The sequence below is a fragment of the Paenibacillus eucommiae genome (assembly GCF_017874215.1).
GTDB classification, from domain to species: domain Bacteria; phylum Bacillota; class Bacilli; order Paenibacillales; family NBRC-103111; genus Paenibacillus_AI; species Paenibacillus_AI eucommiae.
The window spans coordinates 260,564-275,755 of the sequence record NZ_JAGGLB010000002.1 but is presented as its reverse complement, the minus strand read 5'-3'; the positions used below and the strand labels follow the sequence as shown (position 1 = coordinate 275,755).

Annotated in this window: 5 protein-coding genes; all 5 read left to right on the top strand. The window is 46.0% G+C overall.

Going from position 1 to position 15,192, the window contains the following annotated elements; genetic code table 11:
* The first annotated feature begins 199 nt into the window (after nucleotides 1–199).
* The 5 genes from J2Z66_RS03620 to J2Z66_RS03600 all read left to right on the top strand — a co-directional run bounded on the left by J2Z66_RS03620 (nucleotide 200) and on the right by J2Z66_RS03600 (nucleotide 15,146).
* Nucleotides 200–2,920, top strand: a complete 2,721-nt coding sequence (locus tag J2Z66_RS03620) for an adenosylcobalamin-dependent ribonucleoside-diphosphate reductase (RefSeq protein WP_209969990.1) — start codon at nucleotides 200–202, stop codon at nucleotides 2,918–2,920.
* Nucleotides 2,921–3,480: 560 nt separating this feature from the next.
* Nucleotides 3,481–10,959: an S-layer homology domain-containing protein gene (locus J2Z66_RS03615; protein ID WP_209969989.1), complete on the top strand. Its 7,479-nt coding sequence runs from the start codon at nucleotides 3,481–3,483 to the stop codon at nucleotides 10,957–10,959.
* Between the two features lie 432 nt (nucleotides 10,960–11,391).
* The gene (locus J2Z66_RS03610; RefSeq protein WP_209969988.1) at nucleotides 11,392–13,308 is read left to right on the top strand and encodes an SGNH/GDSL hydrolase family protein; all 1,917 of its coding nucleotides are present in this window, start codon (nucleotides 11,392–11,394) and stop codon (nucleotides 13,306–13,308) included.
* Nucleotides 13,309–13,448: 140 nt separating this feature from the next.
* Nucleotides 13,449–14,351, top strand: coding sequence for a peptidylprolyl isomerase (locus J2Z66_RS03605; protein WP_209969987.1), 903 nt, complete (start codon nucleotides 13,449–13,451; stop codon nucleotides 14,349–14,351).
* A 324-nt stretch (nucleotides 14,352–14,675) separates the two neighbouring features.
* Nucleotides 14,676–15,146 carry a GNAT family N-acetyltransferase gene (locus tag J2Z66_RS03600; protein WP_209969986.1) on the top strand — a complete coding sequence of 157 codons (471 nt, stop codon included), beginning with the start codon at nucleotides 14,676–14,678 and terminating at the stop codon, nucleotides 15,144–15,146.
* Nucleotides 15,147–15,192: the final 46 nt, after the last annotated feature.

Below are 15,192 nucleotides of genomic sequence, written 5' to 3'. Positions count from 1 at the left end.
TAACATCGTTAAGAAAGATAGAGATTGCATGAAAATAATAGTTTAGACGATATCTACCTATACTAATTGCTGAATTCTGCCATCGCGTTAGTAGTTGACCCATATTCAGTAAGGTATAATAAAGATTCAAACGAAATTATTACATGATTAATTCACTTTTAGTTCGGTTAATGCAGCTTATTTGAGAGGGTGTTGGAGCTTGAAAACTTTGCAGTCAAAACAGAAGCTGGATGGTTTAAGCGAGAAGATTTTTTTGGATCGATACGCGCTGAAAAATGCCGATACGAGTGGGGCCAAGGTGGGAGATACCGTACTGGTCCTTACTAAGGATGATCCGAAATTTCCGGCCAAAGAAGTAGGCGAAATTATCAGCCGTGAAGGTGAAACCGTTACGGTTAGAACCCGCAGCGGAGAAGTTGTCGATTCCTTGGTGGAGAAGCTGACACTCAATATAGAAAAAACACCCGAAGAAATGTGGGATCGTCTTGCTGCAGCAATGGCCTCTGTTGAAGCAACACCCGAAAAAAAGAAAGAATGGACAGACAAATTCAGATATATTCTAGACGACTGGAAGCTCGTTCCCGGTGGACGGATTGCTGCGGGAGCGGATGCAAGCGATGAATTGACGCTTTTCAATTGCTATGTAGTTCCGTCTCCTCGAGATAGCCGTGGCGGCATTATGTCCACTTTAAGTGAAATGACCGAAATCATGGCCCGCGGCGGCGGCGTAGGCATTAATTTATCGTCTCTTCGTCCGCGCCGCGCGGTAGTGAAGGGCGTTAACGGTTCTTCCAGCGGTGCTGTATCCTGGGGTGGTTTGTTCAGTTATACAACCGGCCTGATTGAGCAGGGAGGCAGCCGCCGCGGAGCGCTTATGCTGATGATCAACGATTGGCATCCCGATTTGCTGGATTTCATTACAGTTAAATCGACGATGGGCCAAATTACCAACGCAAATCTTTCCGTGTGTGTAAGCAATGGATTTATGAAAGCCGTAAAGGAAGATCTGGACTGGGAGCTTGTGTTCCCGGATACGACTGACCCTGATTATAACGATAAATGGGATGGCAATCTGGAGGCTTGGAAGCAGCTTGGTAAAGTGGTAAAGCCCTATCGCACCGTGAGAGCTCGTGATGTGTGGCATACGATTATCGAGTCGGCATGGAAATCCGCAGAACCAGGTGTCGTGTTCATGGAATACTACAACCAAATGTCGAACAGCTGGTACTTCAACCCAATTATTTGCACGAATCCTTGCGGTGAACAAGGTCTTCCTGCATGGGGTGTATGTAATCTTTCAGCTATTAACCTCTCCAAATTTTACGATGAGCAGTCGCATGATGTGGCTTGGGACGAGCTTGGGATGGTTGTCCGTTATTCGACCCGTTTTCTCGATAATGTCATTGATAAGACACCTTATCATTTCGAGGAAAACCGCATCAATCAGCAGGGTGAACGCAGAGTTGGGTTAGGCTCAATGGGTCTTGCAGAGCTTATGATCAAGCTGAAAATTCGCTATGGAAGTCCAGAATCACTTGAGTTTTTGGATAAAATTTATGCTTTTATGGCTAGAGAAGCTTATTTGGCATCAGCGGATATTGCTGCGGAGAAGGGCTCGTTCGAGCATTTTATTGCCGACAAGTTCCTGCAAAGCGGTTTTATGAAAAATATGACGAGCGTATTTCCAGAGGTGGGTACGGCCATTCAGCAAAAAGGGATGCGTAATGTGACCGTCATCACACAGGCTCCAACAGGAAGCACGGGGACAATGGTTGGCACTTCAACGGGGATTGAACCGTACTTTGCTTTCGAATATTATCGTCAAAGCCGGCTTGGTTATGACAAGCAATACGTCCCAATTGCCCAAGACTATAAGGACAAGCACCCGAATGAGGAGCTGCCGGATTACTTTGTGACCTCGATGTCCTTGAGTGCAGAGGATCATATTAGGGCGCAGGCGGCTATCCAGACCTGGGTGGACAGTTCCATTTCCAAAACAGCCAACTGCCCGGCAGATTTCACAGTCGAAGAGACGAAAAATCTGTACGAGCTTGCCTTCGATCTAGGCTGCAAAGGTGTAACGATATACCGTGATGGCAGCCGTGATGTGCAGGTGCTGAGCACTGAGAACAAGGATGCGAAGAAGGAAGAGGCCGATGTGACGGCTGCTGCTGAACCAGTTAGTACGGAAGAAGCTAATGCTGAAAATAATGCAGAAAAAGCAAGTGCAGAAAAAGCTGTTACGAAGGCAGATACGGTTCGTTCTGCTCCAGTAGCGACAGTTAACTCTGAGAAGTTAATTAAAGCCGAAGCTGAGCAGGTCTTCGATAAACAGTACAAACGCCGTCCGCAAATACTCCGCGGCGCAACTTACAAAGTAAATACGCCATTTGGCATGGCCTACATTACCATAAATGATATGGATGGCACGCCTAGCGAGATATTCCTGAACGTTGGAAAAGCAGGCTCCGATGTATTCGCCATGTCGGAAGCGCTTGGCCGGGTTTGTTCTTTGTTCCTGCGCTATGGCGATCATGGAGACAAGGTCCGCCTACTGGTCAAGCACCTTAAGGGCATTGGCGGCTCAGGCGCCATCGGCTTCGGCAGCAATCGGGTTGAGTCAATCGCCGATGCTGTGGCTAAAGCTCTGGAGCAGCATGCAGAGGTCATGAGTGACATTAGCGATGCGGAAGATTTCATAACCGCTACGAGTGAGGTCGTAGAAGCATCTGTGAGCTCTTTGGGGTCAGCAGCAGCTGTGCCTTCGAAGTCATCTAGTCTAGTGGATGATTCTGGACATACTACGCCACCAGTTGGTGTTGCATCGAAGGATCTTTGTCCATCTTGCGGCTCAGCTTCCTTGATTAATAGCGAGGGTTGTAAGACTTGCGTGAATTGTGGTTATAGTAAGTGTAGTTAAGGGCAGATTCATGTCAAATCGCAAGTGTCTGTGAAATTCCATAATTAATTAGAATTGTTCCACAATTCGTTAGACGATTTGTTGCAGAATTCCTTAGATTTTAGTATTTATGCATAATTATGAATAAAGACACAAAAAGACAGACGATAATGTTAAATCGTCTGTCTTTTTTTATGTTAATTTCCAATCAAATGGGGGTTAGAGTTTTGAATAAAAAAATAAAAATATCTTTAAATGGGAGCAGCCCCAACATGACCCTTATTTAGTTTGCGAAACCACGGTTGTTCAAGTGTTTCCTTCACAAGAATCACCTAAAAAATCCTCTAAGATATACCCTTTATGCAAGGTATATCTTAGAGGATTTTTTTCGGAAATTTGGAAAAGTCAAGCGTTTATCGCCCATTTATTTAACAATTTTTCGAATCTATGGGTTTCCAATCAAATGGAACGAACTGCATAAGTCATGTTTACTCTTTACGAAAGATTAAAGAAGCACGCGATTAGATTTAACAACTCTTTGTTATAGTAAACATAATTTGTCGAAAGGGGATTTGATTTGAATGAGTAAAGTACGAAAAAAAATGTCAAGGTGGATGGCGGCAATGTTGGTTTTGCTGGTAGCTGCCACCGGAATTGCAACGCCTATGCCGGCTCAAGCAGCTCCGCCCGCGGCCATTCCGTCGCAAATCACGTTGGCTATAGGCGGAGGCGCAGCCGATGGTAAAACGGCTATGTCTTTCAACTGGGTTGCTGATACGACGGTTAACACATCAGAAATCGTATACGGCACTTCTGCTGACCTGGCCGGCAGTACAACAAAAAGCGCCGGAGTTGCCACAGTCAATGCTTCAACTGTGACTGGCAGCATTCCGGACAACAAGCTGGTTAATGTTAAAGAGCTACGTACATATCGTGTAGTAGTTCAGGATCTGACACCAGAAGCCAAGTACTATTACAAAGTAGGAAACGCGACAAACGGTTATTCCGCGATCTCCAGCTTTACCGCACCTGCAGATCCAGCGGCCAAGAAACCGTTTTCTTTCGTAATTACTCCTGATACGCAGGGAACATCACCAAGCACATATCAAAACACTGCGGATTTATACGATTATATCAAAGCAAACCATCCGGATGCTGCATTTCTCGTCCATAATGGCGACGTAGTAGAGGATGCGAGTTTTTCAGACCACTGGCAGTATTTCTTTGATGCCGCTCAAAACCTTTCAAGTACGATGCCGATCATGGCTACCCCTGGTAATCATGACAATTCAATCTATGACAAAGATTCCATTCAGTATACGAACAGATTTAATTATTCATCTTTGAAGAGACCAAGCGGTCTGTCTTCGGCTACTGTTGGAACCGTATATTCCTTTGAATATGGAGACGCTTTGTTTATCTCTCTTAATTCTTTTGGTCTTAATTCCAGTGATGACGCCATTCAGTGGAAATTCCTGGCTGATGAGGCGGCAGCATCGACTAAAAAGTGGAAGGTCGTAAATCTTCATGCTTCGCCTTATGACCCGGGTTCAAGCCACTACGCAGTCGACAACGTGATCGGTAAAAAGTTTACCGATGCCGGCATCGATTTAGTTCTCGCGGGTCACGAGCATGCCTATGCCAGAACCACATTAAAGACAACCTCAACTGCGTCGGGCACAGGAAGCATTCAAAAAGCGAAGTTTGGCGAAGCGCCCACCTATGTCATCGGCGGATCAGTGTACAATTATGCGTACAGCTTGAATGCTACCAAAGACACTTCGTGGAACGACTTCTTCTATGACCTTCGTATCAACAAAACAAATCCAGGTGGCGGATCCATCTATTCACCAGGTGTATACAGCAGAGCTGAGGTTACAAGCAATGCAATCATTTATAAAACGTATTATAAAGCGACAGGCTCTGACAAACCGTTCCGAGTCATCGATGAATTCACCATTACCAAATCGGGGAGCAGCATCACCCAGCCGACAGGTGGCGGTAAAGAGCCTACCTCGGTGACATTCATGTTCGACAGCTTTAATGAACAAACACGAAAGCCGGAAAAAGACAAGTACATTGCCCGCTTTAACTGGGTAACTCCAATAACAACGAAGTCGACACAACTCTTTTATGCAAAAAAATCAGAATTTGACAAAAATGGCAAGTTCACCGATTTCGTAGTGGGAACCAATTTCACGGTAGACTTGAGGAGCAACATTGAGAATGCGAAGTATACGGGCGCAGGGACGCAATACTCTGTTGATCCGGTCCAAAGCCATAAGGCAGAAACGGCCATTCTCGAGCCGGGTACTGAATATGTGTACAGCGTAGGCGACGGCGTCCAAAACGTGACGAGCGTTACAGCGCCGGCCAGCTTCAAGACACCTGCCAGCAATATCAATTCGTTTAACTTCAACTGGATTTCCGACGCCCAAGCAAACGATACTAAAGGTTATGCAGCAACGCTCGATAGTTATAATAAAATGAGCAAAAAAGCGCTAACACAAGCCTTTACAGATTTTCCGGATGCGGCGTTCGTCCTGAGCTCGGGCGACCAGGTCAACTTTGGCTTCGACACATGGGAATGGGATGCTTTCTTCGAGGCCAACCAGGATTTGTTCTCGAGAGTGCCGCTCTACATGGCGACGGGTAATCATGAGTTTGACGGAGCGGGTAACAGCTGGGCAAACAACAGCTGGACGCCTGTGGACCCCACGCTTCAGAACTTTTTGGGCCGCCACAATCCGCCTAAAAATGGCGCATCCTTCTACGGCGGCGGCGACGGCACTGAACGCATGGTTTCAGGTTTGACGAAATTGCAGATCGAGTCCAGCAACTACTATTTTGTATATGGCGACACGTTGTTCTTGGTAATGGATTACCAGGATCAAAGCACCGCCGCACAGATCAAAGCACAGCAAGACTGGATGAAAGCCGTCGTGAAGCAAAATCCGACCAAATGGCGTGTTGGAATGTTCCACAAAACGCTGTTCGGATATCGGATGGCCACTCCTGTTGCTTCCTGGACGGACGCTTTTGATGAAGCGGGAATTGATGTGGTGCTGATGGGACATGACCATATTTATGCCCGCACCAAGCTTTTCGCGAGCGGCAAAGTCGTTGCGGAGTACGGCGACGGAACAACCTATCTGACGAACTACTCTGCAAATAAGGACAACCGCGGAGCGTTATACAAAACAGACCCCGGGAATCCTGCCATTGCGTACATCGATATAAGAGAAGTCGGACGTGGATTTGCCAATATTTCCATTTCGCCTGATCAAATTAGAGTGACAAGCAAAGGTTTCGATAAGAACGATGAACTGCAAACCGGAGATGTCGACGTGCTGGTTACCAACAAGCCGCGCACTTATGATTTGCAGGCCTGGACTTATCCAGCGGTTCCGCAGGAAGTCAATGAGTTTACGATCACGAATATTGCCGTTAACGGGATTGCCAAAGAAGGACAAACCTTGAATGCCTCGATTACGCCAGCGAGCGCTACTGCAACCTTCAAGTGGGAAAGCTCGAAGGACGGTACGGCGTGGACGGCTATTGCAGGAGCAACTTCTGCTAGTTATGTGATCAAAGCGGCGGACGTAGGTTCATATTTTCGAGCCGTTGCAACGGGTACAGGTTTTTATAACGGTGTCGTAACTAGCACCGCCACAGCTAAGGTCACTCCGCTTGCCGGCAGCGGCTCAGCAAAAATAAAAATCAAAACAGCAAGCGATTTGGTTGCACTGTCGCAGAAATTTGGCTCAACAGAATATCCGATAGATGGAAATTATGAGCTAACGTCGAATATGGATATGAAAGATGTGGAGTTTACATCGATCGGTAGAGCTATAGTTCCGCAACAATTTATTGGAACATTTAACGGAAATGGTTATACAATACACAATCTCAAAATTTCGTCCACAGATACCAGCACAGGCTTCTTTGCTTATATCGGAACTGGCGGCAAAGTCGTAAATCTCAATTTGGAAAATGTAGACATATCCGGGTTGAATAGAACTGGGGTCATTGCAGGGGTATCCAGTGGCACGATTGAAAACAGCTATGTGGACGGCAAAGTAACCGGCACCGGTTATACAGGCGGTATAGTAGGGTTGTTATATGCGGGTACTTTGCAAAACACTGTCATGAACGCAGATGTTAGCGGGACCACAGTAGGTGGCTTAATTGGAGGCACCAATTACAACGGTTCTGGTTGGTCACTTATTCAACAAACAGTTGGAAATGTAATTATGAATAATGATGTGAGAGGTACGGTTACAAGGATCGGTGAAACTCAATATACCGGTGGTATCGTTGGTGATATGGGTGGCGGTTCGGGTAGCGTGCTTCAAACCTTTAATGGTAATGCAGTCTCATCCGAAATTATTGGAAATCCTACAAAGCTGCTCGCAGGCTATTGGTCAGGCAGCAGGCCGATCGTCGACTCCAATCAAGTGAACTACTATGACAGCGCCAAGTTAAACACAAGCGGCATACCTTCGGGAACCGTCCCTGTTTTTGTAGCGAAGTCGGCAGCTGATTTTGCACAGCAAGCAACTTACGTGGCTTTGGGATGGGACTTTACGGTCAGTTGGAAATGGGATGCAACGAAAAACGTACCCGTGCCTCGCGTTCTTGATCTTGGCGGCGGCTCAGCAAAAATAAAAATCAAAACAGCAAGCGATTTGGTTGCATTGTCGCAGAAATTTGGCACGCCTGAATATCCGATTGATGGAAACTACGTGCTATCGGCGAATATCGATATGAAGGATGTGGAGTTTGCAGCGATTGGTGGAAACGACACTTCAAATCCATTTATAGGCACGTTCAACGGAAAAAGTTATACGATAAGTAATCTGAAAATTTCGAGCAACAGCAACAGTACAGGCTTCTTTGCATACATCGGCAATGGAGGCAAAGTCGTCAATCTGAAATTGGCGAATGTTGATATCACCGGTGGTAATAGCACAGGAGCCATTGCAGGAACTTCCATGGGCACGATTGAAAACAGCTATGTGTATGGTAAAGTAACCGGTGGAAGCAATACTGGCGGTATTGTAGGTACACTCCATGCAGCCACTTTGCTAAATTCCTTCGTATCTGCAGAAGTGAGTGGAACTACAGTTGGAGGCTTGATTGGCGGTACAAATTGGAACGGTGCAGGTTCGCCTATTCCCGTTCGATATGAGTCTTCGCCAACCGTAATTCTGAATAACTATGTAGGTGGAACGTTTAATAAGCTTGGCACATACTCCGGTGCCCTGGTTGGGGATATGGGCGGTTCTGCAGGCAATCTGCTCCAAACCTTAAATGGCAATGTGGTAGCCAATGCAATTAATGGGACTGCTCCTGGTCCAATCGGGGGATATTGGTCCAGCAGCAGGCCAATCGTAGACTCCAATAAAATCAATTACTATGACGGCGCGCGTTTAAGCACTAATGGATTGCCTTCAGTGATTATCCCAGCATTTGTATCTAAGTCGGCTGCTGATTTTGCGCAGCAAGCAACCTTCGAAACTTTGGGATGGGACTTCACGAACGTATGGGATTGGGATGCATCGAACAACATTCCGGTGCCTCGAGCGCTTGATCTTGGTGAAGAAGAAGAAGATAACTTCGTAACCATTATTGCATCTGCAGGAGCGGGCGGGATAATTTCTCCAACTGGCAATGTTTTGGTCGAGCGCGGACTGAGCCAGAAGTTTACGTTTACTCCAAATAACTATTATGAAGTCAACACGGTTACAATTGACGGAGTGGAGAACGCAGAGGCTGCGGCGGCAAGAGAGTATACCTTTAATAATGTTACCGCCGTACACACGATTGAAATCACCTTCAAGCTTTCAGAAGACGTCTCTGGTAAAGCTCCAAGCATAATTTCAACAATCGCGTATTATAACAAATCTGCGAAAAAGCATATTCATGTAGAGGTGGATTTCGGAAACGGAGCACTCGGAATTCCAATGCAAGACCGGGAAGATGCGGTAAAAAGCGTCAAATTCAAGAAGCTGGATGGCACATTGGTCCTTGATGCCGTTGCAAGCTTCTGGTTCCCAGGTTCAGGCTATGGCTTAGCCGAAAATGTGCTTGAAATTTGTTATGACGACCTTGAGAATAAAACGGACGAATATGCTAAGTTAGTTCCAGGAAATTATCTTCTGGAAATCATCTTTGCAGACATGAGCAACACTGTTGCCACTATGCCTGTGTTAGTGGAAGACGGGGAAGGCGGCGGAGGAGAAGGAACAATCTCTGCTCTAACTGTTGCCGGTGGTACGGTTGAAGTAGACGGAGCAGCCGCAGGAAGTTCTGCACAGGTTGAGGAAGGCTCGATGGTTAAAGTAGCTGCGGCTGTTCCAAGCGGACAACGCTTTGTAAAATGGACTGCGACAGGGCTTGCATATGAAAGCAATACCACAAATCCACTGACATTTACGATGCCGGCAAACCCGGTTTCATTGACGGCAGAATTTGAAAATGTACCGATGACAAGCGCGGATTTGAGTGATCTTACGGTGGACGGCACGACAATAAGTGGATTTAATGCGAATACGCTGAACTACACGCTGAATGTGCCGAACGTAAAAACTTCCGTGACGGTAGCGGTATATGCATCTGACTCGAAGGCAACTGTCGCTGTCGCAGGCGGCAGCAACCTGGTTGTTGGAGACAACACGATAACGGTTACCGTTACGGCGGAAGACGGAGAAACAACGAAGGTCTATACCGTAATCGTAAAACGCGAGGCAGCGGGGCTATCTTCCAATGCCGAACTGAGCGATTTGAAAGTGGACGGCACGACAATAAACGGATTTAACGCCAATACGTTGAACTACACGCTGAATGTGCCAAACGGTCAAACTTCCGTAACGGTAGCGGTATATGCATCTGACTCGAAGGCAACTGTTGCTGTCGCAGGCGGCAACAGCCTCGTTGTCGGCGACAACGCCGTAACGGTAACCGTAACGGCAGAAGACGGAGCGACGAAGAAAGTATACACGATTACCGTACAACGTGCCGCCGCCTCGACAGGCGGAGGAGGAACGACCGCACCAGCAACTGATAGCAAACAAACACTGCCTGCCGGCACCGGGGGGACGGTCCAGTTCGAAAAAAATGCCGTCACCATTACAGTTCCTGCCGGAGCATCGGAGAAGCAATTGACGATTACGGTGGAGAAGGTGCTCCAAACCTCGCAGCTCGTAACGAACAAGGACATTCTTCTTAGCCCGGTCTATGAGATTCTGAAAAACTTTACAGAAAACTTCTCGAAACCGATTACGATCACGTTAACGTTCGATTCGGCAACAGTCGGTGCGAATCAAATCGCTTCTCTCTTCTATTACGATGAGGTGAAGAAGGTTTGGTTGGAAATCGGTGGGACGGTTAGCGGCAACCGGATTACGGCGGAAGTCGATCACTTCACGAAGTTTGCGATATTCGCCGTAGCGAAGAAAGCGGAAGAAAAACCGGAGGAAAAACCGGAGAACGAGCTTGAAGAAAACACAGGTGCAGGCGCAACGTTCAGCGACGTAACAGGCCACTGGGCGGAAGCAAGCATCAAGAAAGCGGCTGCGAAAGCCATCGTAGACGGTTATGCTGACGGCACATTCAAGCCGAACGGCGAAATAACCCGCGCCCAATTCGCGGTGATGCTGGCCCGTGCTCTGAAGCTGGAAGGCAATGGAGCTGCACTGACGTTTACAGATAAGGAAAGCATCGGCGACTGGGCGAAGCAAGGCATCGCACAGGCCTTGCAAGCCGGCTTCGTGAAAGGGTACAGCGACGGCAGCTTCAGGCCGAACGCGATGATCAGCCGCGCCGAGATGGTGACGATGATCGCGAATGCGCAGGGTCTGACCGCAGAAGCCAATGCGGCAACTGCTTTTGCGGATCATGCCGACATCCCGGCGTGGGCGGAAGCGGCAGTATCGGCAACGGTCGAGAAAGGCATCGTTCAGGGCGTCGGTGATAACAAATTTGCGCCGAACCAAACGGCAACGAGGGCGCAAGCGGCAGTCATTCTGCTTAGAGTGCTCGAGCTTGCCGGCAATTAAAGCTTCATCCGCTCTTTAAAGTCAGGTCCCCGGTACTTGTGCCGGGGACCTGAACTTTATAACAGCACCTGACGGTTTCCTAGAGAGACAGTCACTAAACTGGGGTTAGAGCATAGATTATCGTTAGCCCTTTCTCGGACAAACTATCAGAGCTATGGCATAGAAATAGAGGATGAATTGTTCAAATTTTGCACTCAGCAAGGCTAATTTACATAAGGAGCGGGCAAAAAAACTAAAAAGTGCTTATTTGGGCAATCTGCGTGTGTGACTACAATGATATCACGGTGATGAGTGCCTGTGTTCTTATCTGTTGAGAAGCAAAAATGGTAGATTTCATGGTACCAAACAGTGAAATTGTACCATTTCCTCGCAAGTAGGGGCTTGTTACAATGAATGTGAAAGCGCTTTAAAATCTGCAGGGGGTGAAAAGAGTTGGAACTGTCGGAAAGCCAAGAAGGTGAGCAAGACCAGCAGGATCAGGGAAAGGGGAAAAGCTTCATTAGCAGAAGGAAGATGCTTGCGTCTCTGGGAATGGCAGGGGCTGCGCTTGCTACAACGGGGATTGTTAACGGTGCAGTGACCAAAGTGTATGGCAAAATGGACGATAACCCAGGAACTTTGAACAACACCCGTGAACTGTGGAAGCGCAGCCTGGCCGAGGCTGGTTTAAGTCTTGTTAACGGCAGTTTTGAAGAGGGCGGCACTATCACTAACTCCAGTGATGCTATTTGGCATAAAGACGGAGCACAATGTTATGTGTGGGGTGGTGCAATTCCTGGAGGCGGTCTTGTTGTAACAGCCGAAAGCCAACCTACCCCGATAGGGGAGAATAATTGGATCAGTGCTTCAGGTTTCAGTGTGTATCAAAGGATTCAAAATGACATAAACAAAATTGCAGTAAAGTCTCCCGTGACACTAAACACTATAAATTCTTGGCGTGCAAATGAAGGACAAATCAAGGGGAGAAAAATAAATCTTCTAGGGGATAGTATATCCTATGGGGCGGGTGCAGGGATGACTGTAGGAGCAGGAATCCCTGAAAACTCTTATGTCAGAATCCTCTCTAATGCACTTAATAAGCAATTTAGCACGGATTCATACGGCTTCGTTTCCCCTTACGATAACAATGGAACCGGGAGAGAGATCCATAGCATTACCACGACTGGTTCTTGGAACCATCTGACAGACGCGGCAGCCGGACATACCCCAGCCGGCTATGCCGTAGAATCTGTAGTAGCAGGCGCGTGGTTTAATTTTATTCCACAAGGTGCGGTATCTAAGCTCATTAAAATATGGTACGACGGGAGCGTAACGGGTTCGTTTAAGGTTGTACTGAACGGCTCAACGGATGTTGAGACTATCACTACAAATGGGGGTGGCACAGGGCTTGAGTCAACTTCAGCGTTTGCCTGTATCCCTACCCAAATAGGTGCTACTGAAATTAGGGTGCATGTCCTAAGCGGAAAGGTACGTGTCACAGGGATTAGTTATCTTAATGATGCCACAGGATTAGAGTTTCAATTTAATAACTTTTCGCGTGATGGGCGAGGAGGGCGGTTTGTTACCGAGAATGTGATAAAAGAAATGGCTCAGGGATGCTTGTCTTTAATCTGGGCGCTTGCCGCAAATGATAGGAGTTCAACCGGAGCTGACTTAGCGGCATACAAACAGCGTATAGATTGGTTAATATACTACTGCAATTTGTATGGGACAAGACTTATAGTGCCTGATTTTCTTTTTCTGAACGTTGATGATCACCCCATTAGAGCGGAATTGAAAAGGCTTGTTAAAACAGTACCAGGAGCCACGTATATCCCATTCCCCAATTTGGCGAGCATTGATGGACAAGTTAAAGATTCCAATTATCTTATTAACACGATAAACTTTACTTATGATGGGGTACACCTCAGTGCAATAGGGCACCGGATAGTGGCTGAAGCATTAGGTGAAGCGCTGGGGGTCGAGGCATTCAAAAGAGACAACATATCCAACAATCCCAGATGGAAACCTTTAGTTCTCGAATCCCCTGCCGTTAATATGCTGAATAGCTTTGAAGGCATTAGTAAATATCGTGTTTACGGTGATTCAGTTGAAATACTTGTCAACATAAACACGGTTGCTTCTGGGACTATAATTGCTTATATTCCGTACCTTGCGAACAATGGTATCACGCTTTTGTCCGGTAATTTCGTATCTCTGCCTGATGCTTCGGGAAAATCGGATATAATAACGGTCTCTCCTACCGGGAGCTTGACTGTTTATGCAAACGCATCGTCATCAGCCAGACCCAGCTATGTAGCGGCGATGATCAAAGTACCATTTGGTGTTGTTAAGCCGTCATACGCTTAATTAATATTACACAATTTATGGGCAAATTTCAGCTAGTTTTAATGTTATCTTCAATCTAATTTCAGGTTTCCCCTTCATACTTGCGATATAAACTAAAGCTGAAAGATCTTAGATCAGCAAAATGAAGGGGTGTTATTTGATTGTCAAAATCAGTTCAAGGTCGGTTGTGGGTGTACATTTCAGTTGTTTTAGCTGCTATTCTTATTGTTTATATCGTAGTCTACCCACCGGGTAAGCAAGCGAAGGCAGATAGTATCTCGGTCGCAACTGTGAACGGGGTCAATATTAGTAAGGACAAGCTTTACGATGCGCTCTATGAAGCGGGTGGACAGCAAACCATGGAAAAATTGATTGCCAATGAGCTTGTTCGTCAAGCTGCAGAAAAGGAAGGTATAGCCGTAACGGATGCAGATCTCGAGAAGGAATTGGATGGCATTCGCAAAGATTATGCAACGGACGAAGAGTTCCAGTCAACGCTAGCCATGTACGGAATGACCGTCGAAGGATTGAAGAAGGATATGGTCATACAAGCGCAGCTTCGCAAGATTTTAGAACCTCAAGTAACGATTACTGATGAAGATATCACGGCTTATTATAACGAGAAAAAAGATACTTTTATCATACCTGAGCAAGTTAAAACGTCCCATATCCTGGTCGCAACGAAAGAAGAAGCTGAGGCTGTCTTGGCAGGACTGAAAAATGGTGATGATTTTGCTGCTAAGGCTAAAGAGAAATCAACGGACGCGGCAACCAAGGATAGTGGGGGAGAGCTAGAGCTATTTGCCAAAGGAGATAAAGAAGCCGCAATAGAAACTGCTGTTTTCGGACTGAAGGTTGGTGAACTAAGCGGAGTCGTCCAGGCCACTGACGGATTCCATATTTATAAGCTAACAGACCGTAAAGATGCTATTACTCCAGCATTAGAGGAGAAGAAGGAAGAAATTCGGGCGTCTTTAACGACCGAGAAAATCTCTGCTTTATCCCAGACATGGATGGAGGAGCAGCAATCCAAAGCTACCATCGTGAATTTATTGGAAGGATAATAATATAGATTCCGCCTTTTGACTTGTTGAACCGCCGCGCAGCTGCTGCTTTCAGCCTATAAATCAAGTTGTGAAGAACATTTTGCTTCTCTGATTATGTCGTTCGGATTATGTGCAGAGCCTGGGAGCAAATGGCATATATCCTGGCTTTACACATTGGCCTCCATCACCACTTGAGTAGTGGAATGGAGGTCCTTTTGCGTAGAATTTGATACGCGGGCTAGGTTTTAAACTTAGACGAACATCTTTCTTGGTACTAAGTTAACAGAGCATGTACTATAAATCGTATTTTTAGAAAGCGTCTCAATAGGAGGTACATATTTAATGGAGGTTTCATTATGTAAAGCAGATTTAAAAGATGCAGTGACCATTCATGAAATGAAAGTCAAAGCGTTTATGCCCATATTGGAAAAATATCAGGATTTTGAAACAAGCCCCGCCAATGAAACCGTAGAAAGAATTATTATTCAAATCAATCAATCTTTTACAGATTATTTCATAATTCATCATCTTGAGGTTGCTGTTGGTGGAATTAGAGTTGTGAAAAAAGATAATCAAATTTATAGTATTAGCCCAATTTTTATACTGCCAGAACATCAAGGAAAAGGAATTGCTCAAAAAGTCTTTACAATGGTTGAGCAGATATACGATAATGCAAAGTCATGGAAATTGGGTACCATCTTACAAGAGAAAGGAAACTGTTATTTGTATGAAAAGATAGGCTATAAAAAAACGGGTGCAACAAAAGTAATAAACGACAAAATGACAATGGTATTTTATGAAAAGCATTTATAGATGAATAGCCCTTGGATTAAGTTAACCGCCTTTCAGTGGGCGGTTA

Coding starts and splice junctions, on each gene's coding strand:
- J2Z66_RS03615 (WP_209969989.1), top strand. CDS start 3,481: ATGAGTAAAGTACGAAAAAAAATGTCAAGGTGGATGGCGGCAATGTTG.
- J2Z66_RS03600 (WP_209969986.1), top strand. CDS start 14,676: ATGGAGGTTTCATTATGTAAAGCAGATTTAAAAGATGCAGTGACCATT.